13 protein-coding genes are annotated in these 22,362 nt (G+C 56.6%); 10 read left to right on the forward strand and 3 right to left on the reverse strand.

Annotated features, from left to right (window positions below):
- A partial coding sequence (locus AC781_RS14135) for a hypothetical protein (RefSeq protein ID WP_083077032.1) occupies positions 1–3,701 on the forward strand: 3,701 nt, incomplete at its 5' end.
- 205 nt (positions 3,702–3,906) lie between these two features.
- Positions 3,907–7,644 carry a hypothetical protein gene (locus tag AC781_RS11230; protein ID WP_141675892.1) on the forward strand — a complete coding sequence of 1,246 codons (3,738 nt, stop codon included), beginning with the start codon at positions 3,907–3,909 and terminating at the stop codon, positions 7,642–7,644.
- A gap of 74 nt (positions 7,645–7,718) precedes the next feature.
- Here the strand turns inward: AC781_RS11230 and AC781_RS11235 are convergent, their stop codons facing one another.
- Positions 7,719–7,988 carry an HU family DNA-binding protein gene (locus AC781_RS11235; protein ID WP_067777562.1) on the reverse strand — a complete coding sequence of 90 codons (270 nt, stop codon included), beginning with the start codon at positions 7,986–7,988 and terminating at the stop codon, positions 7,719–7,721.
- Between the two features lie 300 nt (positions 7,989–8,288).
- Here AC781_RS11235 and AC781_RS11240 point away from each other — a divergent pair, with 300 nt between their 5' ends.
- Positions 8,289–11,990: a hypothetical protein gene (locus tag AC781_RS11240; RefSeq protein ID WP_141675893.1), complete on the forward strand. Its 3,702-nt coding sequence runs from the start codon at positions 8,289–8,291 to the stop codon at positions 11,988–11,990.
- A gap of 33 nt (positions 11,991–12,023) precedes the next feature.
- Positions 12,024–12,797 (forward strand): hypothetical protein, encoded by a 774-nt coding sequence (locus tag AC781_RS11245; RefSeq protein ID WP_067777564.1) that lies wholly within the window; start codon positions 12,024–12,026, stop codon positions 12,795–12,797.
- A gap of 74 nt (positions 12,798–12,871) precedes the next feature.
- On the opposite strand, the gene AC781_RS11250 is transcribed toward AC781_RS11245, so the two are convergent.
- Positions 12,872–13,312, reverse strand: a complete 441-nt coding sequence (locus AC781_RS11250) for a 23S rRNA (pseudouridine(1915)-N(3))-methyltransferase RlmH (RefSeq protein ID WP_067777575.1) — start codon at positions 13,310–13,312, stop codon at positions 12,872–12,874.
- Positions 13,313–13,396: 84 nt separating this feature from the next.
- Here AC781_RS11250 and AC781_RS11255 point away from each other — a divergent pair, with 84 nt between their 5' ends.
- The 6 genes from AC781_RS11255 (at position 13,397) to AC781_RS11280 (ending at position 20,203) form a co-directional block, all read left to right on the forward strand.
- A complete protein-coding gene (locus AC781_RS11255) occupies positions 13,397–14,107 on the forward strand; it encodes a DUF3313 family protein (protein WP_067777565.1) in 711 nt (236 codons plus the stop codon).
- Positions 14,108–14,264: 157 nt separating this feature from the next.
- Positions 14,265–15,431 (forward strand): pyridoxal phosphate-dependent aminotransferase, encoded by a 1,167-nt coding sequence (locus AC781_RS11260; RefSeq protein ID WP_067777566.1) that lies wholly within the window; start codon positions 14,265–14,267, stop codon positions 15,429–15,431.
- A gap of 76 nt (positions 15,432–15,507) precedes the next feature.
- On the forward strand, positions 15,508–16,731 hold the full coding sequence (gene trpB, locus AC781_RS11265) for a tryptophan synthase subunit beta (protein WP_067777567.1): 1,224 nt from the start codon (positions 15,508–15,510) through the stop codon (positions 16,729–16,731).
- A gap of 144 nt (positions 16,732–16,875) precedes the next feature.
- Complete coding sequence (locus AC781_RS11270; RefSeq protein ID WP_067777568.1) at positions 16,876–17,322, forward strand: hypothetical protein; 447 nt, start codon at positions 16,876–16,878, stop codon at positions 17,320–17,322.
- Between the two features lie 98 nt (positions 17,323–17,420).
- Entirely contained in the window at positions 17,421–18,101 is a 681-nt protein-coding gene (locus AC781_RS11275; RefSeq protein WP_067777569.1) for a toll/interleukin-1 receptor domain-containing protein, read from the forward strand.
- Positions 18,098–20,203, forward strand: a complete 2,106-nt coding sequence (locus tag AC781_RS11280) for a tetratricopeptide repeat protein (RefSeq protein ID WP_067777570.1) — start codon at positions 18,098–18,100, stop codon at positions 20,201–20,203. Before AC781_RS11275 ends, AC781_RS11280 begins: the two co-directional genes overlap by 4 nt.
- 83 nt (positions 20,204–20,286) lie before the next feature.
- Here AC781_RS11280 and AC781_RS11285 read toward each other — a convergent pair whose 3' ends face one another.
- Positions 20,287–22,212 carry a beta-galactosidase gene (locus AC781_RS11285; RefSeq protein ID WP_067777571.1) on the reverse strand — a complete coding sequence of 642 codons (1,926 nt, stop codon included), beginning with the start codon at positions 22,210–22,212 and terminating at the stop codon, positions 20,287–20,289.
- Positions 22,213–22,362: the final 150 nt, after the last annotated feature.

Genomic DNA, 22,362 nt, shown 5'->3' on the forward strand with positions numbered 1-22,362 from the left:
CTCTCATGCTACTGCTTTCCCTGATTTGCGTCGGCCTCATGGCTCTCGCCACCTCTCAAATCAGGATTGCCGACTCTGCTCTCCTCAATTCCGAAGCACGCGCTCAATGCCTCCTCGCACTCGACATGGCCATCGGCGACCTTCAGGCCAACCTCGGTTCCGACCAGCGCGTCTCAGCTTATTCCGGCATTCTCGACCTCAAAACGCAGAGCAACTTCGAAAGCGGCGGCAACACCTCCACCTCTTTCAATCCCTACATCCTCGGCGTCTGGAACAGCTGGGACGCCTACCTCACCGGCAAAAGCAAACTCACAGGCCTCAAGATTTCAGAAACATACGATGCGGGCCGATCCAAGCAATTCCGCCGCTGGCTCATTTCCGCAGTCAATGAAACCCAGATTTCCGATATTGAAGGAGTCAAGGGACTCGGTCAGCGCAAACAGGGCCGCGTCCTCCTCCTAGGTGAAGGCACACTTGGCAAAAAATTCTCCAAGGATCAGTATATTTATGCCGATCTGATCAAAACCCCGGCCAAGGGACAAAACGAAGGTTACTTCGCCTGGTGGATCGGCGGTGAAAACCAGAAAGCCAATATTTCCCTCGAAAACGAAGATGCCAAAAAGCGCGGCATGGACGAATCTTTCGACACTCTCGACACGACGGATGTCCTCACCATCCAGCGCCTGACGTGGAACACGCCCCGCCCGGAAACGGGTGATATCGAAGGCCTGAAAGACCTTCCTTCCAAACCCGGAGAACGCGCCCGCATCCTGAGCCTGAACACACTGCCTCTGGTCATGTCGAGTACGCAGGACGGGCACCCCTACTATTTCGACGTTACCACATCTTCCATCACTCTGCCGGTGAACGTGAAGACGGGCGGCCTCAAGCAGGACCTGAACCTTCTGCTCAACAAGCAGAATCTGGCATCGACGGAATTTGCACGGCGTTCGTCGTCCGACAGCCCGCTGTTCGACGACTCCAGCGTCCAGAAGGGCACGGAGCCGAACATGCCGATCGGCTCGTGGCAGGTCATGCATTCATGGTATCACCTCTGGCCAGGCGCACAAGGCAACACGCAGGATGCACCGAGAACCATTTCGTTGATCGGCAACATGAATACTGCATACACACGCTTGAGCGGCAATGAACTTCCTTCCGGCAACGAAAGCCTGCTGGATAACAAAACTCTTCTTGAGGAAGGAGATTCCAAGGCCGGATACACCCGCACTCCGGTCATCCTCGGATTCTTCCAGACTTTCGGCCTCGTCACGGAACCCTGGAAAATGTCCGACAGCGAACCCAAGGAACAGCTCTACCAGCTCAAAATGTGCTTCTCGCCCATGTTCCTGTGGTGGAACCCGTACAACGTGCCCATGCGTATCCATACGGATCAGCTCTATTCGCACAGCGTTCCCTACAAATCCTTCTGGCTTCAATCGTATTCCATTCAGGGAGCCGCCAATGTGCCCGATTGGAAATACAACTGGTCCACCTATGCCATGACGATGGGTACGGGGGCAGCCTCGCTCGGAATGGACTACGCCAACTACTTCCGCAAATCGCTGACAGGTAATGACGATCTCATCTTCGCTCCGGGTGAAATCATCCTGTTCACACATGCCCAGTCGTTCAAGCAAGTCGATTATAACGGCATCGCCAACAATCCGTGGGCAGAAGGATACCATCCTCAGGCCGTCGCCGGATACCGCGCCCACTTTTACGCCCGCGAAAACGGTTACGACAAGGAACACCAATGCCGAAAATCGGTCATCGACACGGGCAAATTTTACCTCCGCCTCCGTCTCGGCAAAAATCAAGGAGGAAGTTATCAGACCGACGGCGACTGGTTCGCACCTGGCCGCAACGAAGCCATCACCCTGTATGACGGATACGGCGGCATGAAAATCATCGGAGGCGTCCGCGGAACCGACAAATACCTTTGGTCTCCTCAGCGTTTCATTCTCGGCTGGTACGACCCCGCTGATACGGGACTCGACACCACCTTCTGCGATGAAATTACCAACAATGCCCGCTGGTCCACACAGAACGACATCCAGAACAACCCCGACGCCCCCTTCTTCATCGCTGCCGCCGGCATCGGGCCCAAAACAGCTGGAGTTCTTGACACTCGCATCTACCAGACCGACTACAGGGCCAAAACATGGCAACACTCCTCCCCCGCCTTCTGGGGCTCCATGCTCATCTTGCCCGATGAACAGCGCAGGCAATACCATCCCTACCAGCTCGCCACGCTTCCCGCCGGTACAGGCATGAGCATGTGCCCCGTCCAGTCCATCGGCCGCAATGGCACGCTCGGCGTCACTCAGGACGGCGAACAGGCCTCCTTCGCCTCCGTCCTCGAACTCCCCGTCCATCCCCCCTTCAGCCTCGCCGGCTTTGCAGGCATGCGCCTCACTCCCGGTTGGTTCGACACGTCCGGAGTTTATCAAGCGACAATGCGCCGCCAGCAATACCAGTCCGGCGTACCCGGCGTCGGCATCGGAAACTCTTTCGCCGACCCCGCCATCCCCGCCGACCAGGTCTACCAGTACAACAAATCAAACATCCCTGGCCTCTCCATGTGCGGTCGCATCTTCGACGACTTCTTCGACCACGGCTTCCTCATCAACGATGCTCTCTGGGACAGATTCTTCTGCTCCTCCATCTCCGACATGCCCCAGTCCGTCTCTTCCGCTTCCGTCAGGAAAGCCGAAGATGTCGCCCGCGAATTCTTCAAGGACGGAAAACGACTCCCCGTGCGCAGGTACATCAAGGCACAGACCGGCATCAAGGACGACGACATCCTCAAGGACGTCCTCTCCGACGAAGGATGGAAAGGCATCGCCCAATACATCCTCATCGACGGCGGATTCAACATCAACTCAACTTCCGTCAATGCCTGGTACGCTCTCCTTCAGGGCCTCCAGAACAGAAAACTCGTCGGCAGAAACGGTGACTCTCTCGCCATCGTCGAACCCAACAAGAAGCAGGACGACGTCGTCTTCTCCCGCTTCGGAACATCCACCACCACCAAGAGCCTCGAAAGCTTCGGTTCCTACGATCCCATGAAGGGCGCCGACTTCCGAGGCAAGGGCGCCTACCTCACCGCCTGGGGCGAAGTCCGAAAACTCTCCTCCGACCAGCTCCGCAAACTCGCCGAACAGATCGTCGTCCAGGTCAAGAAACGCGGCCCATTCCTCAACATGGCGGACTTCGTCAACCGCCGTCTTGATGCCAAGGATACCGCCAGCAGCCTGGCGGGCACACTGCAGGCGGCCATCGACGCCACCGATATCAACTCCATGTTCAACCGGGCCACCGTACCGAGCACCAAGGGCGACCTCTACAAGTTCCCCGAGGCGGAAAACGGCTCCGTTCACACAGCAGCACCGGGCTACCTCGTCCAGTCGGATATTCTTTCCTCCATCGGCAACGTCCTCACCGTGCGCGACGACACCTTCACCATCCGCGCCTACGGCTGCGTGAAGGACAAATCCGGCAAGCGCATCCTCTCGCAAGCGTGGTGCGAAGCCACGGTGCAGCGCTGCATCGAGTATGTGGACAGCGCCAACAATGTCGAAGAACTTCCCTACAAGGACGACGGCACGCGGACAGAAAACATGACCGACGTGAACATCGCCTTCGGCCGCAAATTCAGAATCGTCTCCTTCCGCTGGCTTGACGCCGCTGAAGTTTAAGCCTCCATCCGGCTGATCGCAGATCTCGGCTTGAAACGAGTAAACCTTATTATTCCAACAAGTTCCATAGAAAATATTTCATTTTTTCATTTACATCCTATTAGTCCGGATATATCTTACTTCATAAGATATGATTCTCCCCGGACATCTGCGGTTTCTCCTGAGAAAAAAACGGTGCAAAGGTTTTGTGCTCGTTGCCACGGTCATGCTGATGCTCCTCCTCTCCCTGCTCTGCGTCGGTCTCTTAAGCCTGGCTACCTCGCAAATCAGGATTGCCGATTCTTCCCTCCTCAATTCCGAAGCACGCGCGCAATGCCTCCTCGCGCTCGATGTGGCCATCGGCGACCTTCAGACCACTCTCGGAGCCGACCAACGTGTCTCGGCCTACTCGGGAATTCTCGCCTTCAAGGAAAATCCGGATATTGAAGAGAGCGGGAACGCCGCTCATGCGACCACTTCTTTCAACCCGCACATTCTCGGCGTCTGGCGCAGTTGGGATACCTTCCTCACCGCGAAAAGCACATCGACCGACCTCAAAATATCCGACACGTACGATGCAGGCCGCTCCAAGCTATTCCTCCGGTGGCTTATCTCATCCGCCAATGAAAGCCAGCTTCAGGAGCTGGAAGGAATTTCGGACCTCGGCATGCGCCAACCGGGCCGAGTCCTGCTCCTCGGGCAAAACACGCTCGGAAAAAGCTGCCCTCAGCAGCAATATATTTATGCCGACCTCATTCAAACCCCAGTACGCGGACAAAACAAAGGCTATTTTGCCTGGTGGATCGGCGGTGAGAACCAGAAGGCCAAAATCAATCTGGAAAACGAAGACTCCAGAAAACGAGGAATGGACGAATCATTCGACACGCTTGATACGACGGACATACTCGCCATCCAGAGAATGACATGGAACACTCCCCGCCCCGAACCGGGCGGCATCGAGGGATTGAAGGACTTGCCATCCGAAACGGGCGCCCGCTCCCGGATCATCAGCATCGAAACCCTTCCTCTGGTCACCATGAATCACACGGGAGACCACAACTATTACTTCGACATCACCACATCATCCGTCAGCCTTCCCGTCAACGTACGCAAGGGAGGGTTGAAACACGATCTGAACCTGCTTCTCACCAAAAAGGATCTCTCCTCGACGGAATTCGAGAGAACCGACACTGCTGACTGCCCCATCTTCAGCGACGAAAGCGTCCAGAAGGGCACGGAACCGGACATGCCGATCGGCTCCTGGCAGAGCATGCACGCATGGTACCATCTCTGGCCCGGTGCGATCGAACAAAACGAATCGTCCGGCGACCGCACCGCCGGACTGATCGGAGCGATGGACAAAGCGTACACCCGGCTGGGCGGCAGCGTGCTGGCCAATTCGGGGCAAACCAATTCCAGCTACGACAACAAAACGGGATTCGAAAAAGGAGATCCCAAAGCGGGCTACGCCCGCACCCCCGTCATGCTGGCATTCTACCAGACATTCGGCCTCACGGTCGAAGTCAACAAGGAAAACAAGGAAGACGAAAACGAAACCACCTACGATTGCGGCCTCTCCTTCGCTCCCATGTTCCTGTGGTGGAACCCGTACAACATCCCGATGCGCATCAGGGGAGACCAGCTCTATTCCCACAGCATTCCCTACAAAACCACATGGATGCAACTCCTCGGCCTCAGGGATGAAGCTACGGGCAAATACTCGTGGGGCAGCAAGGAATTCATCCAGAGATACGACATCTACGGCCTCGGTGGCGACTGGGGCAACTACTTCCGCAAAAGCATGACCGATCGCAGCGGAGATATCGTCTTCGCTCCGGGCGAAATCATCTTCTTCTCGCATGCCAAAGCCCGCAGCAACGACCAGTACAGCAATCCGGGAGCCAACCCCTGGGTCGAAGGCTACAATCCCCAGGCCGTCGCCGGATACCGGGTGCGCATCTATTCCAATAAAAAGAAATCCGAAATCGATTCCGGAAAATACTACATCGCCCTTCGTCTCGGCAAAAATGCAGACGGATGCTCATCGTCCAACCTCCCCTACGGCAGTGAAACGGACTCCAGATGGATGACGCCCGATTCCTATGAAGCCATCTCGGTACTCAACGGATACGGCAGCATGGGGCCGTACGACTCCAGCAACGGCGGCGTCGGCAAATACCTCATGTCGCCCCAGCGCTTCACGCTCGGCTGGTACGATCCGAACTCCCCCACCGATACCGTCTTCTGCGACCCGAAACAGAACAACTCCATCTTCACCTGCAACGGAACCCAAAGCAATCGGGAAATCCCCTTCTTCGTCGCTGCCGTCGGAGCCACCGCCAAAACGGGCGGCCATACAGACACCCGCATCTATCCCGACAAAGACTACCGCTGCAAATCATGGCAGCATTCCTCCCCGGCTTTCTGGGGCTCCATGTCCATCCGCCCGGACGATCAACGCCGCCAATACCACCCCTTCCAGCTCTCGACCCTACCCGCCGGCACGGGGTTGAGCATGTGCCCCATCGAGGCCATCGGCCGCAACGGCACGCTCGGCATCACGCGGGACGGCGAACAGGTCTCCTTCGCCTCCATCTTCGAACTCCCCATCCATCCGCCTTTCAGCCTTGCAGGATTCTCCGGCATGAAACTCCTGCCGGGCTGGTGGGAAACCACACCCGCAGGAAGCTCCTTCACCGGCACCTATGCCGCCGCCCACTTGCGGAGGCTTCAATACCAATCCGGAGTATCCGGCGTCGGCATCGGAAACTCCTTCGCCGATCCTGCCATTCCGGCCGACCAGGTCTACCAGTTCAATCAGTCTCGCATCTCGACCAACGTACCCTTCTGCAGCCGAATCTTCGACAACTACTTCGACCACGGATTCCTCATCAACGACGCTCTCTGGGACAGATTCTTCTGTTCTTCCATCTCCGACATGCCCAAATCCATCTCTTCAACAACCGCCCAAAAAGCCAAAGACGTCGCACGGGAATTCTTCAAGGACGGAAAACGGCTCCCCGTCCGCAGATACATCAAGGCGCAAACCGGAATCAGAGACGACGACATGATTCAGGACATCCTCTCCGATGAGGGCTGGAAATACATTGCACAATACATCCTCATCGACGGCGGCTTCAACATCAACTCAACTTCCGTCAATGCCTGGTACGCCCTCCTTCAGGGCCTCCAGAACAGAAAACTCGTCGGGCGCGATGGCGACTCCCTCGCCATCGTTGAGCGCGATAAAAAACAGGAAGAAGTCATCTTCTCCCGTTTCGGCACTTCCACCACCACCAAAAGCCTCGAAAACTTCGGCTCCTATGATCCCCTGAAAGGTGCGGACTTCCGAGGCAAGGGCGCCTACATCACTGCATGGGGCGAAGTCCGTAAACTCTCTCCCGAACAGCTCCGCAAACTCGCCGAGCAGATCGTTGTGCAGGTCAAAAAACGAGGCCCATTCCTCAACATGGCGGATTTCGTCAACCGCCGACTTGATGCCAAAAACACCGAAACCAGCCTTTCAGGCGCCTTGCAGGCGGCCATCGACGCCACCGAAATCAACTCCATGTTCAATATAAGCGTCGGAGACGTAGCGACTGGCGACTTCTTCAAATTCCCCGAAGCCGTCACCGGTTCCATCCACACGGCAGCCCCGGGCTACCTCATCCAGTCGGATGTACTTTCCTCCATCGGCAATGTCCTCACCGTACGCGACGACACCTTCACCATCCGCGCCTACGGCTGCGTGAAAGACAAATCCGGCAGACGCATCCTTGCGCAGGCATGGTGCGAAGCCACCGTACAGCGCGGCATCGAATATGTGGACGCCGCAGACAATCCCGAAACCGCCACATACGAAGAAAACAATCCGAAAAAGAGAACCGTCTCCGACGTGAACTTCGCCTTCGGCCGCAAATTCAGAATCGTCTCCTTCCGCTGGCTTGATGCCGCAGAAATCTGACGGAGGCATGTTCCGGCAAAAAAAGCGCCGAACCGGAACGGCTCGGCGCTTTTGCTGAAATATTCGGAAGCAAATCAGTCCTTCAGAGAAGAAGATGCCTTGAACGAAACCATCGTCGATGCGGGAATCGTCATCGGTTCGCCCGTCTTCGGATTACGGCCCGTACGTGCGGCACGCGTCTTGACGAGGAACGTGCCGAAACCGAGAATCTGCACCTTGCCATCTTTTTCAATACCTTCGGCAATGGAATCCAAAACAGCGGCAAGAGCATAATCAGCCGCCTTTTTCGTAGCGGATCCTCCAAGGTTCTGACGAACGAGTTCTGTAAGTTGAGCCTTATTCATAAGCAGCGGTTTTTTAATACAATATCCGTATAAAGTAAAGCATAAAATGACGTTCGAACCCGAAAACGGAAGGTTGCAAAACCCGCTCCCTCCCTGCCCGGCAATCGTTTCCGGACAAAACCCGGCATGCGTATCGGGCGAAAAACTGACACCAGAACTCACTTTATGATTGCAAATTTTGCATATTCAATGTATATACACGGAAGAAGAGAGTGACATATGAAAATCTCCCCTAAACTGCAATTTTTACTGAGAAAACGAAATCGCAAAGGTTTTGCCCTCATTGCCACCGTCACTCTCATGCTACTGCTTTCCCTGATTTGCGTCGGCCTCATGGCTCTCGCCACCTCTCAAATCAGGATTGCCGACTCTGCTCTCCTCAATTCCGAAGCACGCGCTCAATGCCTCCTCGCACTCGACATGGCCATCGGCGACCTTCAGGCCAACCTCGGTTCCGACCAGCGCGTCTCAGCTTATTCCGGCATTCTCGACCTCAAAACGCAGAGCAACTTCGAAAGCGGCGGCAACACCTCCACCTCTTTCAATCCCTACATCCTCGGCGTCTGGAACAGCTGGGACGCCTACCTCACCGGCAAAAGCAAACTCACAGGCCTCAAGATTTCAGAAACATACGATGCGGGCCGATCCAAGCAATTCCGCCGCTGGCTCATTTCCGCAGTCAATGAAACCCAGATTTCCGATATTGAAGGAGTCAAGGGACTCGGTCAGCGCAAACAGGGCCGCGTCCTCCTTCTGGGTGAAGGCACACTTGGCAAAAAATTCTCCAAGGATCAGTATATTTATGCCGATCTGATTAAAACCCCGGCCAAGGGACAAAACGAAGGTTACTTCGCCTGGTGGATCGGCGGTGAAAACCAGAAAGCCAATATTTCCCTCGAAAACGAAGATGCCAAAAAGCGCGGCATGGACGAATCTTTCGACACTCTCGACACGACGGATGTCCTCACCATCCAGCGCCTGACGTGGAACACGCCCCGCCCGGAAACGGGTGATATCGAAGGCCTGAAAGACCTGCCTTCCAAACCCGGAGAACGCGCCCGCATCCTGAGCCTGAACACACTGCCTCTGGTCATGTCGAGTACGCAGGACGGGCACCCCTACTATTTCGACGTTACCACATCTTCCATCACTCTGCCGGTGAACGTGAAGACGGGCGGCCTCAAGCAGGACCTGAACCTTCTGCTCAACAAGCAGAATCTGGCATCGACGGAATTTGCACGGCGTGCGTCGTCCGACAGCCCGCTGTTCGACGACTCCAGCGTCCAGAAGGGCACGGAGCCGAACATGCCGATCGGCTCGTGGCAGGTCATGCATTCATGGTATCACCTCTGGCCAGGCGCCACCAATTCCAGCACATCGGGCGACCGCTCTGCCGGACTTGTCGGCAATATGAACAACATTTATACCGGGCTCGGAGGCGGAGAAATCCAGAATGGAGCCAACCAGTCCATCTTCGACAACAAAACGGGCTTCGAATCCGGCGACAATAAAGCAGGCTATGCCCGCACGCCCGTCATCCTCGGCTTCTTCCAAACCTTCGGCCTCGTCACGGAACCCTGGAAAATGTCCGACGGCGAACCCAAAGAACAGCTCTACAGGCTGGGCATGTGCTATTCGCCCATGTTCCTGTGGTGGAACCCGTACAACGTGCCCATGCGCATCAAAACGGATAAACTCTACACACAGAGCATCCCCTACAAATCCTTCTGGCTGCAATCGTATTCCATTAACCAGCAAGCCAACGTTGCAGACTGGAAATATACATGGTCCACCTACGCCATGACGCAAGGTAACGACGCCTCGCAACTCGGCCAGGACTACGGCAACTATTTCCGCAAGACGTTGGACGGAAGCGATGACATCATCTTTGCTCCCGGTGAGATCGTCTTCTTCTCACACGCCCAGAGCCGCAAGCAAGTCGACTACGGCGGCCGGGCTAACAATCCGTGGTCGGAGGGATATCATCCTCAGGCAGTAGCAGGCTACAAAGCCCACTTTTACGGCCGCGACGGCGGCTACGACAAGGAACACAAAACGAGTACCACCAATATCGATGCGGGCAAATTCTACCTCCGCCTCCGCCTCGGTAAAAACGGCAGCGGCTCCTATACAACAGACGGCGTACATTTCACTCCGGGTCGAGCCGAAGCCATCACTCTTCTGGACGGATACGGCGGCATGGTCATGTTCGATCCGTCTTCCGGCGGCACGGGTAAAATGCTCCAATCGCCGCAGCGCTTCTGCCTCGGCTGGTACGACCCCGCTGATACGGGACTCGAAACGACCTTCTGCGACGAAACGGTCAACAACGCCCGCTGGTCCACACAGAACGACATCCAGAACAACCCCGACGCCCCCTTCTTCATCGCTGCCGCCGGCATCGGGCCCAAAACAGGAGGCGTTCTCGACACTCGCATCTACCAGACCGACTACAGGGCCAAAACATGGCAACACTCCTCCCCCGCCTTCTGGGGCTCCATGCTCGTCCAGCCCGATGAACAGCGCAGGCAATACCATCCCTACCAGCTCGCCACGCTTCCCGCCGGTACAGGCATGAGCATGTGCCCCATCCAGTCCATCGGAAGAAACGGCACTCTCGGCGTCACTCAGGACGGTGAACAGGTCTCCTTCGCCTCCGTCCTTGAACTCCCCGTCCATCCTCCCTTCAGCCTCGCCGGCTTTGCAGGCATGCGCCTCACTCCCGGTTGGTTCGACACGTCGGGCCAGACTGCTGCCACACTCCGCCGCCAGCAATACCAGTCCGGCGTACCCGGCGTCGGCATCGGAAACTCTTTCGCCGACCCCGCCATCCCCGCCGACCAGGTCTACCAGTACAACAAATCAAACATCCCTGGCCTCTCCATGTGCGGCCGCATCTTCGACGACTTCTTCGACCACGGCTTCCTCATCAACGATGCTCTCTGGGACAGATTCTTCTGCTCCTCCATCTCCGACATGCCCCAGTCCGTCTCTTCCGCTTCCGTCAGGAAAGCCGAAGATGTCGCCCGCGAATTCTTCAAGGACGGAAAACGGCTCCCCGTGCGCAGATACATCAAGGCACAGACCGGCATCAAGGACGACGACATCCTCAAGGACGTCCTCTCCGACGAAGGATGGAAAGGCATCGCCCAATACATCCTCATCGACGGCGGATTCAACATCAACTCAACTTCCGTCAATGCCTGGTACGCTCTCCTTCAGGGCCTCCAGAACAGAAAACTCGTCGGCAGAAACGGTGACTCTCTCGCCATCGTCGAACCCAACAAGAAGCAGGACGACGTCGTCTTCTCCCGCTTCGGAACATCCACCACAACCAAGAGCCTCGAAAGCTTCGGTTCCTACGATCCCATGAAGGGCGCCGACTTCCGAGGCAAGGGCGCCTACCTCACCGCCTGGGGCGAAGTCCGAAAACTCTCCTCCGACCAGCTCCGCAAACTCGCCGAACAGATCGTCGTCCAGGTCAAGAAACGCGGCCCATTCCTCAACATGGCGGACTTCGTCAACCGACGCCTTGATGCCAAGGATACCGCCAGCAGCCTGGCGGGCACACTGCAGGCGGCCATCGACGCCACCGATATCAACTCCATGTTCAACCGGGCCACCGTACCGAGCAACAAGGGCGACCTCTACAAGTTCCCCGAGGCGGAAAACGGCTCCGTTCACACAGCAGCACCGGGCTACCTCGTCCAGTCGGATATTCTTTCCTCCATCGGCAACGTCCTCACCGTGCGCGACGACACCTTCACCATCCGTGCCTACGGCTGCGTGAAGGACAAATCCGGCAAGCGCATCCTCTCGCAGGCGTGGTGCGAAGCCACGGTGCAGCGCTGCATCGAGTATGTGGACAGCGCCAACAATGTCGAAGAACTCCCCTACAAGGACGACGGCACGCGGACAGAAAACATGACCGACGTGAACATCGCCTTCGGCCGCAAATTCAGAATCGTCTCCTTCCGCTGGCTTGACGCCGCTGAAGTTTAAGCCCATAATCCTCCACCAGCCTTTTCAACCATCATGTTCCGCTCACTCTCACGATTCACGGCCATTCTCGGAGCAGCGCTTCTGGCGTGCTCGCTCGGCATGGCGCAAAGCCCGGCATCTTCATCGAAGGAAACCAGCGAAGAAAATCCCGAACCCGCAACGGGAGTTCGCCTCGTTTGCCAGAACCTCTCGGAAGGCTCTATCCCTGCCCTCTACGCCCCACCCCAGAAGAAAAAGGATGAACCCATCGAATTGCACCTCACCGGCCGCATCGCCAGCTCGCGCATACCCTACAGCGAAGGCCGCACGATCAACCTCTACAAGGAACCGCCCATCGTCGAAAAAGGTGAAGACGGCAAAGAAAAGGAACTGCCCAAGCCATTTGTCTCCGGAACCGTACCGGAAGGCATGAGCGGCAAAGTCCTTGGAATCGTCGTGCTGACCAAGGATCCCACAAAAAACCGCATCATCTTTCTGGATGAGCAGGACTTCCGTGCAGGCGGCATTCACGCCGTCAACTTCACGACCTCCGCAATCAAAATCGTCATCAACTTCCGCAAGGAATACCTGCTGAAACCCTTCAACTCTCGCATCGGTCTCAGCAAAGACAACACGTGGAACTTCAACCCCACCTCGGCGACGGCGCAAACATACGACTTCATCATCATGACCCGGAGCAAGGAAGATCCCGATTGGACCCGATTCCATGCCAGCCGCATGCGAGTCGCTCCCGGTCGCACCCAGATCAACCTCTTCATTCAGGACCCGACCACCAAACGCATGCGCATGGATTCCATCGACATGTAACCGGCTCCCGCCTCATCGTCCATAAAAAAGGCCGCCTGCAACCTGGCGGCCTTTTTCGTATAGTCGTCCAACCGTCAATCCCGGTGGTACGGGCTGCCCGCCAACAAAGTCTGCACACGGTAAATCTGCTCCAGCAGCACGACCAGAGCCAGCTCGTGCTGCATCGTCATGGCGCTTAACGAAAGGACGTGTGCGCATTCCCGGCGCAATTCCTCCGTATGCCCATCCGCCGCGCCGATCAAAAAAGCCGCCTTCTTCACGGAATGCAACTGCCAATCGCGCACCTTGCGTTCGAAAACACGCGTCGTCCAGCACTCCCCCCGCTCATCCATCGCAATGCGCAACCACCCCTCACTGGCGGCAAGAAGCCGTGCCGACACATCCTTCGACGAACCGTCCTTCACATACCGCAATTCTACCTTCCCGAAAGGGCGCAGCCTCTCCATGAAAAAACTCACCCCCTCCTGCGCATAGCCGATCGAAGGCTTGGCCGCGGCGAAAATCGCAATAGTCATGACCACACTGAACCCCATTTCGCCCAAACGGTCAAGACTCTTCTTGACAACTCCTCCAATTGCCGATAAAAATAATTCGGCAGAATGAAACTGAATCATACAGCAGCGATCTTCGGCATGACAGCCATCGGCTTGGCCACCGTCGGATGCCAGCGTGACCTGACTCCCGTCAGCCCCCTGATCACTCACCCCCTCACCCACGAATCCGATTGCCCGCTCGACGGCATCTGGAGCGCACACAAAACGGGTGAATTCATCAAACGAAAAACGCTGTACGTCCACTTTGCCCCTCTCGGCACCACACTCATCGAAGGCAAATACCCCAAGGAAGCCCAGGCGATGAAAAAACTCATGCACGACCACCTCGTCAAATATGTGGGAACCGGCCTCCAGGACATCAACAACCGCGCCCATACCAACTGGCAAGTCACCGAGACACCCGGACAGGCCGACATCGTCATCGAAACCGCCATCGTCAAACTCAAACCCACCAAAGGAGTCGTCAATGCCATCGGCACCATCGGCAGCTTCTTCTCGCCCATTCCGGGCACGGGAACCATCATTTCACAATTCACCAAGGGCGGCATCGGCATCGAGGGCCGCATCGTCGACACCCACACGAAACACTCCCTCTTCGAATTCAAGGACACCAACAAGGACAACACTATCATTTTCTCCTTCAACGACTACGGCCGCTTTGGGCACGACGAGGAATCCCTGGAAAAATGGGCGAAAATTCTGGCCAAACTCATCGTCGAAGGAGCAAAAGACACCCTGCCGAAAACGGGAGCCTGATCCCATCAGCCCGCCCCATGCGGGCGATCTGCGTTTTTTTCGCTGCTGCCCTGCATTTTTCTTGCTTTGAACACCTCATGGAAGTAGAATGCGCCCGCCTTTGAGCGAAGCGTCGCAGTTTCGTATAATCAGCACTAACCTCTAGCATTTTCAAGACATGAGCATCATTTCCCCGAATATTGCCGCATTGACACCCTCACTCACTCTGGCCGTCACCAACCGCGCCAAGGAAATGAAGGCTGCAGGTGAACAGGTCTACGGCCTTGCCGGTGGCGAGCCCGAAATGGACACCCCGGAAAACATCAAGCAGGCCGCCATCAAGGCTCTTGAAAACGGCGCCACCAAATACACCCCCTCCGCCGGCATCCTCCCCCTCCGCCAAGCCATCTGCGACAAGCTCAAGCGCGACAACAACCTTTCCTACACCCCCGACCAGATCGTCGTCAGCAGCGGTGCCAAGCAGGCCTGCGCCACCGCGATCATGGCCACCATCAGCGAAGACGACGAAGTCATCATCCCGGCTCCCTACTGGGTCAGCTATCCGGAAATGGTACGCATCGTCGGCGGCACGCCCGTCATCGTCGAAACCAAGGCCGAAAACGGCTGGAAACTCACCCCCGAAGAATTCGCCGATGCGATGACCCCCCGCACCAAAATGGTCATCCTCACCACGCCGAACAACCCCACCGGCGCAGTCTACACCAAGGAAGAACTCCTCGCTCTCGGCGAAGTCGCCCTTGAAGAAGACATCCTCATTCTTGCGGACGAAATCTACGAACACCTCGTGTACGAAGACACCGTCCACACCAGCATCGCCTCCCTCAGTGAAGACCTCTACAACCTCACCATCACCATCAACGGCTTCTCGAAAGGCTACGCCATGACGGGCTGGCGCCTCGGCTACTCCGCCGCTCCGGCTCCCATCGCCAAGGCCATCCGCATGATCCAGGATCACACCTGCTCCAACGTCTGCACCTTCGCCCAATACGGCGGTGTCGAAGCCCTCACCGGCGACCAGACCTTCATCGCAGACATGCGTGAAGAATACAACATGCGCCGCCAGTACGTCTACTCCCGCCTCAAGGCCATCCCGAACATCTCCGTCGTCGAACCCAAGGGTGCCTTCTACTTCTTCATCGACACCTCCAAGCTCGGCCTCAAATCGCAGAACCTGTGCGACAAGCTCCTCGAACGCTACAAGGTAGCCGCCATCCCCGGCGTCGCCTTCGGCAACGACAACAGCATCCGCATCAGCTACTGCACCACGCTTGACATCCTCAAGGAAGGCCTCGACCGCTTCGAAGAATTCTGCAAGGCCCACTAAAAACATTCACACACCCATCGGGCAGCCCTACAAGGCTGCCCGAACTGTTTTCACACAACACACCATCGCACCATCCATGGACTACAGAACCTACCTCCGCCAATACCCCGACAGCAACGGCTACTATGGAGAATTCGGCGGCGTCCACCTTCCCCCCGAACTCGTCCCCGCCTTCGAGGAAATCACCGAAGCCTACAACACCATCTGCCACTCCGCCCAGTTCATCAGCGAACTGCGCCGCATCCGCAAGCAATTCCAGGGCCGCCCTACCCCCGTCTACCACTGCGAACGCCTCTCCGGCAAAATCGGCACCTGCCAAATCTACCTCAAGCGAGAAGACCTCAACCACACCGGAGCCCACAAACTCAACCACTGCATGGGCGAAGGCCTTCTTGCCCGCTACATGGGCAAAAAACGCATCATCGCCGAAACGGGCGCAGGCCAGCACGGCGTCGCACTCGCCACCGCAGCCGCCTTCTTCGGGCTCGAATGCGAAGTCCACATGGGTGAAGTGGACATCGCCAAACAGGCCCCCAACGTCACCCGCATGAAAATGCTCGGCGCCAAAGTCGTCCCCGTCTCCCACGGACTCAAATCCCTCAAGGAAGCAGTCGACTCCGCCTTCGAATCCTACCTCAAAAACTACAGGGACTCCATTTACTGCATCGGCTCTGTCGTCGGCCCCCATCCCTTCCCGCAAATGGTACGCGACTTCCAGATGTGCATCGGCGAAGAAGCCCGCGAACAATTCCTTGAAATGACGGGCATCCTCCCCGATGCCGTCTGCGCCTGCGTCGGCGGCGGCAGCAACTCCGCCGGCATGTTCGCCCCCTTCCTCAACGACCCCGTCAAAATCTACGGCGTCGAACCCCTCGGCAAAGGCACCCAGCTCGGCCAGCACGCCGCCTCCATCACCTACGGTGAAAAAGGCGTCCTGCACGGCTTTGAAAGCATCATGCTCAAGGATAAGGACGGCGAACCCGCTCCCGTCCACTCCATCGCCAGCGGACTCGATTACCCCTCCGTCGGCCCCGAACACGCCTTCTGGCACCAGCAGGGCCGCGTCAACTACGTCACCGCCACCGACGACGAAGCCGTGGACGCCTTCTTCAAACTCTCCCGCTACGAAGGCATCATCCCCGCTCTCGAAAGCTCCCATGCCATCGCCTACGCCATGAAACTGGCTAGGGAAATGAAAACCGGAGCCATCCTCGTCAACTGCTCCGGCCGTGGCGACAAAGACGTCGACTACGTCGCCGAACACTACGGCTACGGAGACGACCACACCTTCAAGGACTGACCCTTTCAGCCTGCAACAACACCTCTCTGAAAACGCCGGATTTTCCGGCGTTTTCCGCATTCCGGCGAAATGAGGGAACATCGCACAAGATAGCTTGACACCGAACGGCGAACCGCTATACTGCCATCAATAGATCCTACGCACATGAATCATCAGTTATCCCCCTTCGTTGTTGGAATCGCTCTCATCGCTCCCGCCATCCTTCCGGCTACTGCGGCGCCCTCTGCCGCCAAGGAATGGTACCAGAATGAAATGGACCTCGCCAAACGCTGCACAGGCATCCTGAAATCCGTCAAAAACAAAGCATCGGCGGATAAAGCGGGCAAAGCTCTCGAACGCGTCTTCGCCAAACCTAAAAAGAAAGACAAGGACGTCGGCCTCGGCACCCCCTCCAAGGAAGAACCCAAAGGAGACGAAGCCGAAAAGGAACTCAAGAAAATCGGCAAACGCCGCGATAAAATCAACAAAGCCCTGAACACGGAAAAAGACCGTATCGTCGAAGCCTCCTTCTACGAATCCGAAGAACTGAAAAAAGTCTGGGATCAAATCCCCTGTCCTGTCGTCCTAGAAGAAGAGAAGCCTTCGGAATAACACAGCTTTCGATCCTCAGCGGAGACTTTCAACACGCAAAACAATCTACTGATTTTCAGATATTTTAAATTGTTAGAAAAATAACATTACACAACACTATGGCGGACAACATTCGGAACAATCTCCAGAACGTCTCCATCGGAGGCAATTTCGTCGGCGGAAATCAAACCGTCCACCATCATCATCATCGAGAAACCGCCTCCACCGCGGCTGAGAAAAACGCAGCGGCTACTCCCAAGGAAGCCACCGTCTTTCTTTCCTATTGCCGGGCAAACAGCGACGAAGCCGACAGCATCGAACGGCGGCTGAGCGATGCAGGCCTCATCGTCAAACGCGATATACGCGACCTCCCCCCTTGGCAAAGTATCCTTGCCTTCATGCAAAGTATCCGCGACCAGGATGTCGCAGTCCTCCTCATCAGCGATGCATATCTGAAATCCCATGCCTGCATGTATGAGGTCATGGAAATCATGAAAGAGAAAGACTATCATGACCGCATCCTGCCCGTCGTCATCGAACGCGGAATATATAACAGAGCAAAACAAATCGAATACATCGCCCACTGGCAACATGAGGCCGAACAGTATAAAACGGCCATGCAGACTATCGAATCGGAAAACCAAAACGACATGCCTAAAGCATTGAAACAAATGAAACAAATTGCCGCCAGCATGGAAGAATTCCTGAAAGCCGTGGCGAGCAAGAACAACCCGGACATCTCCGATGCGGGAGACGCCATCATCGCCCACCTCAAACACCGAAATCTCCTCCCACGATGAACAACGATCCCGCCGTCAACAATCTCATCAGAGGGACGCAAATTGGAGGCAATTACATCGGCCGCGATTGCATCACCAACCACTATCACCAACCGTCCGCCCCCGAACCGCGCGGCTTCATCGTCACCCACACCTCCGACATCAAACCGACCTCCCACTTCATGGGCAGGGAGAGCGAACTGGCCCACCTGCGCACCAATGCCGAAGAGGGGAGAAAATCCATACTCGTCAGCGGCATGGGCGGCATCGGCAAAACCCACATCTGCCGCCGTCTCTTTCAGGAATACCATGCACGCCATCTCCGGAAAGAAACGGTGCCGTTCCGGCACATCGGCTATATCCAGTATGACGGCAACATGGATGCCAGCCTCGTCTCCTGCCTCATCTACCCGAAACCTGCCGATCAGGCCGCGCAGGTAGAAGCGGCATGGCGCGAATTGGCCCTTTTGGCCGACAAAGGGCTTCTGCTCTTCGTGGACAACGTCTCCAGCAGCATCGGCGACGATCCGAGCCTTCTGAAACTCTGCTCGCTCCCCTCGCCCGTCATCCTGACCTCGCGGCTGAAATACTTCGATCCACAAAACGCATTCGAACTCTACGCCATCGACAGCCTTCCACTGGAAGAATGCCGCAAGCTATACCTGAAAATCACAGGCGACACGCCGGACCATCAACAGGCCCTCGACGAAATACTCGACATCAGGGCGGCCCGGCACACACTGACCGTCGAACTGCTCGCCCGCACCGCAGCAAGCAACGAATGGAGCATCCCCACCCTCCTCGACAAATTGAAATCGAATGGATTCCGCATCACCTACGAAGACGGAGACCAAACCGTCGCGTTGATGGACGCCTATGAAAAACTCTTCATTCTCTCCGCCCTCAACGACGCGGAAATCAACATACTGGAAGCCTTTTCCCTCTTCCCCTACCTGCCCCTGCACAAAGACACTTGTACCGCATGGCTACTCCCGGATGCCGGAGAAAAGGCCGACGGCTCGATCTTCCAAAAACTGCACCGCAAAGGCTGGCTGCAACATGAAAAGAATGCAGGGTACATGATACACCCCATCCTGTCCCAATTCGTCCGTGAAAGGCAGAAACCTTCATGGCTACGCCATTCTGCCGTGGTGGCAGCCGTCTGGCAAGCCATCGACATCCCGGACAACGGATGTCGTCCCTTCCTCCCCTTTTCCGAATCACTCATCGCCCAACTGGACGAAATTCCCCAGCAGACAAACGCGGACTTACTCAATGCCCTCGGGTACACTCTACACAGAATCGGCGCATATACCCGAGCCCTACCCCTCTTCGAAAAGGCTCTCCGCATCCGTGAAGACGCTCTCGGCGACAGCCATCCCGACACGGTAATAAGCTATAACAACCTCGCCTCGTTATATAACTGCCAAGGCGACTACACCCGGGCCCAGCCCTTCTACGAAAAAGCTCTCCAAATCCGTGAAGACGCCCTCGGAGAATGCCATCCCGATACGGCAACAAGCTACAACAACCTCGCCGGATTATACAACAGCCAAGGCGACGACGAACGAGCCAAGTCCCTCTACGAAAAGGCTCTCCGAATCCGTGAAGCTGCTCTCGGAGACGGCCATCCCGACACGGCAGCAAGCTACAACAATCTCGCATTGCTATACAAAAATCAAGAGAACTACGCCCAGGCCCAAACCCTCTACGAAAAGGCTCTCCGCATCAGTGAAGCCTGCCTCGGCGAAAACCACCCCGACACGGCAACAAGCTACAACAACCTTGCCTCGTTATACGACAGTCAAGGCGACTACACCCGGGCCCAGCCCTTCTACGAAAAAGCTCTCCGAATCCGTGAAGACGCCTTCGGTGAAAACCATCCCGACACGGCAGCAAGCTACAACAACCTTGCCTCGTTATACTATGGACAAGACAACTATGACAAAGCGTCCCCCCTTTTCCAGAAAGCCTTGAACATTTGCCGCGACATACTGGGAGAACAGCACCCCACCACCCAAACCATCCTTGGGAACACTATCTATTGCCTGTATCGACAATCCGGCGCAGTCTGCTCCTTCGAAGAATGGTTGGAACAGCAGACCCCTTCCACAGAGGAATAATCTCAGTGTCTCCTTCCGCAAAAAGCCGTTTCCCTTGCAGGAAACGGCTTTTTCTTCATCGCGAATTTCGCCGATAGGCGTGTTTACCACTCGTTGTTCAGATTCTTCGTCTGCACGGTGCCGGGTTCCTTATTACGCTCCGGCATGCCGCGCAGGGGTTTGGCTTCCGTCTCGTACAGGTCGATGATGTCGATGCGGTTCTTGCCCGGCTTCAGGAACGGCGCAGGGATGTACAGCCTCAACTGCGGCCCGATGTTCCAGTAACGGCCCATGTTCACACCGTTCACCCAGACATAACCTTTCTTGTATTTCGACATGTCGAGGAAGGTGTCCTTCGGCTGGGTAATGTCGATTTCGGCGCGGAAATGTGCTCCGGCCCGGGTCGATGCAGCAGGTGCTTTCCCCTTCGGAGCCTTGGCCACGGCAGCGGCATCCAGAGGCAGCGGAGTCACCTTCCAGCCCTTAACGTCGCGGTTGCCGAGCTTCACGGCGCCGAACAGCCCCTTGCGGTCGCTTTCCATATTGATATGGAAGTTCACATGCCCCATGGCCTCCACGAGGATTTCCAGATCGGCGTTCTGCGTACGCGCAGGAATGTCGATACTGTTCTGGCGCAGGCGGCGGTCAAGAGAACCGATCAGCTTGCCGTCCAGATAAACCTGCGCATAGTCGTTCACATTTTCCATGACAAGCTTTTCCGCAGGGCCCGCAGGCAGCTCGGCCTTGTAGATGGCGATGCCCTGGTTCTGCCCCCATTGCTCAAAATAGGGAGGCGTATCGAACGACCCGGAGAAGGTTTGCGGCAGATTGTCCCACAGCCCGGCATGGCGCACCGGGGTGAATTCGGGCAATTCGACGGAGGGAATGTCGGTCGGCACCTGCGGCACGGCGGCCTCGGCAGGCAGTTTTTTCAGGATGATGTCGCGCATCTGCCCATAAGCCTGCGTCGGCCGGCCCTGCTCGTCCACGGGCGCACCGTAGTCGTAGCTGGTCAAGTCCGGCTGGTAGGGATCATTTCCGTTGCGGTTCGCCCCGGCGGTGAATCCGAAGTTCGTACCGCCATGGAACATGAAGAGGCTGAAGGAACGGCCCTTGTCCATGAACCACTGCACATCCTGCACGGTCCGGCCGGTCGGCTGCCAATTGCCTTCTCCCCAGTGGCGCAGCCAGCCCGGATAGGTTTCCGAGGAGAAGACGGGCACATCCGGATTGTGCTTGTTGGCGACGTTCCACGCCCCGTCGTTCAATCCCGGGTCAAGGCCGATGGCGACGCCCGGCATCACGACATCCTTCAGATGGTAATCGCTGGCGCCGTCGGACATGTAGAACGGGCCAAACCCTTTCTTCGTCCAGAAATCATGCAGCCATTCGAGATATTTCCGATCCTTGCGCTGGTAGCTGCCGTATTCGTTCTCGATCTGGGTCATCAGGATGGGGCCGCCATGCCTGGCAAGGTAAGGTTCCGCCACTTTGGCAATGGCTTCGAGGTAGCGGGTCTGTGCCTTCATGAAGTTGGCGTCTTCCGTGGTGCGGATTTTGGCCTTGGGATCCTTGAGCAGATAAGAGGGAATACCGCCGAAATCCCATTCGCCGCAGACATAGGGTCCGGGGCGGAAAAGCACCCACATGCCTTCTTCCTGGCAAATCTTCATGAACTCGCCGATGTCGCGGTTCCCGGTCTTGAAATCGAAGGAACCGTCCGGCTGCTCGAAATCGTTCCAGAAGGTATAGAACGCAACGGTATTCAATCCCATCGCGCGGGCCATCCGGATGCGGTGCCGCCAGTATTCTCTGGGAATGCGCTGCGGGTGCATTTCCGCTCCGCGGATCTGGAACGGTTTGCCGTTCAACATGAACTCCTGATTCCGTTCGCCGCCGTAGCCGAAGGTGACGGGCGTACCCTTCTTCGGAAGGGGGCGTTCAGTGTTGGTGAGGGCTTCCGGTCCCGCCCATGCGGCAGAGGCCACCATGGCGGCCAGTCCGGCAGTGCAGACGCAGTATTTCAACATTCGATTTGCAGGTTTCATCGCTCTGTAAGTGTCCGGAAACGCCGGATCGCATCCGTTCCGATGAATTGAAACAGACCATATTACTACGCGGCCATTGCCCTCATTCTTTCCGGGAACTCTTTTTTCCTGAAAATTCGTGCCATTTCGGCC

The organism is Neoakkermansia glycaniphila (genome assembly GCF_001683795.1).
Taxonomy (GTDB): Bacteria; Verrucomicrobiota; Verrucomicrobiia; order Verrucomicrobiales; family Akkermansiaceae; genus Akkermansia; species Akkermansia glycaniphila.

Bases quoted from the DNA above. Each gene is read 5' to 3' on its own strand.
- AC781_RS11230 (WP_141675892.1), top strand. From the start codon at position 3,907: ATGCTGATGCTCCTCCTCTCCCTGCTCTGCGTCGGTCTCTTAAGCCTG.
- AC781_RS11235 (WP_067777562.1), bottom strand. From the start codon at position 7,988: ATGAATAAGGCTCAACTTACAGAACTCGTTCGTCAGAACCTTGGAGGA.
- AC781_RS11240 (WP_141675893.1), top strand. From the start codon at position 8,289: ATGCTACTGCTTTCCCTGATTTGCGTCGGCCTCATGGCTCTCGCCACC.
- AC781_RS11245 (WP_067777564.1), top strand. From the start codon at position 12,024: ATGTTCCGCTCACTCTCACGATTCACGGCCATTCTCGGAGCAGCGCTT.
- AC781_RS11250 (WP_067777575.1), bottom strand. From the start codon at position 13,312: ATGACTATTGCGATTTTCGCCGCGGCCAAGCCTTCGATCGGCTATGCG.
- AC781_RS11255 (WP_067777565.1), top strand. From the start codon at position 13,397: ATGAAACTGAATCATACAGCAGCGATCTTCGGCATGACAGCCATCGGC.
- AC781_RS11260 (WP_067777566.1), top strand. From the start codon at position 14,265: ATGAGCATCATTTCCCCGAATATTGCCGCATTGACACCCTCACTCACT.
- trpB (WP_067777567.1), top strand. From the start codon at position 15,508: ATGGACTACAGAACCTACCTCCGCCAATACCCCGACAGCAACGGCTAC.
- AC781_RS11270 (WP_067777568.1), top strand. From the start codon at position 16,876: ATGAATCATCAGTTATCCCCCTTCGTTGTTGGAATCGCTCTCATCGCT.
- AC781_RS11275 (WP_067777569.1), top strand. From the start codon at position 17,421: ATGGCGGACAACATTCGGAACAATCTCCAGAACGTCTCCATCGGAGGC.
- AC781_RS11280 (WP_067777570.1), top strand. From the start codon at position 18,098: ATGAACAACGATCCCGCCGTCAACAATCTCATCAGAGGGACGCAAATT.
- AC781_RS11285 (WP_067777571.1), bottom strand. From the start codon at position 22,212: ATGTTGAAATACTGCGTCTGCACTGCCGGACTGGCCGCCATGGTGGCC.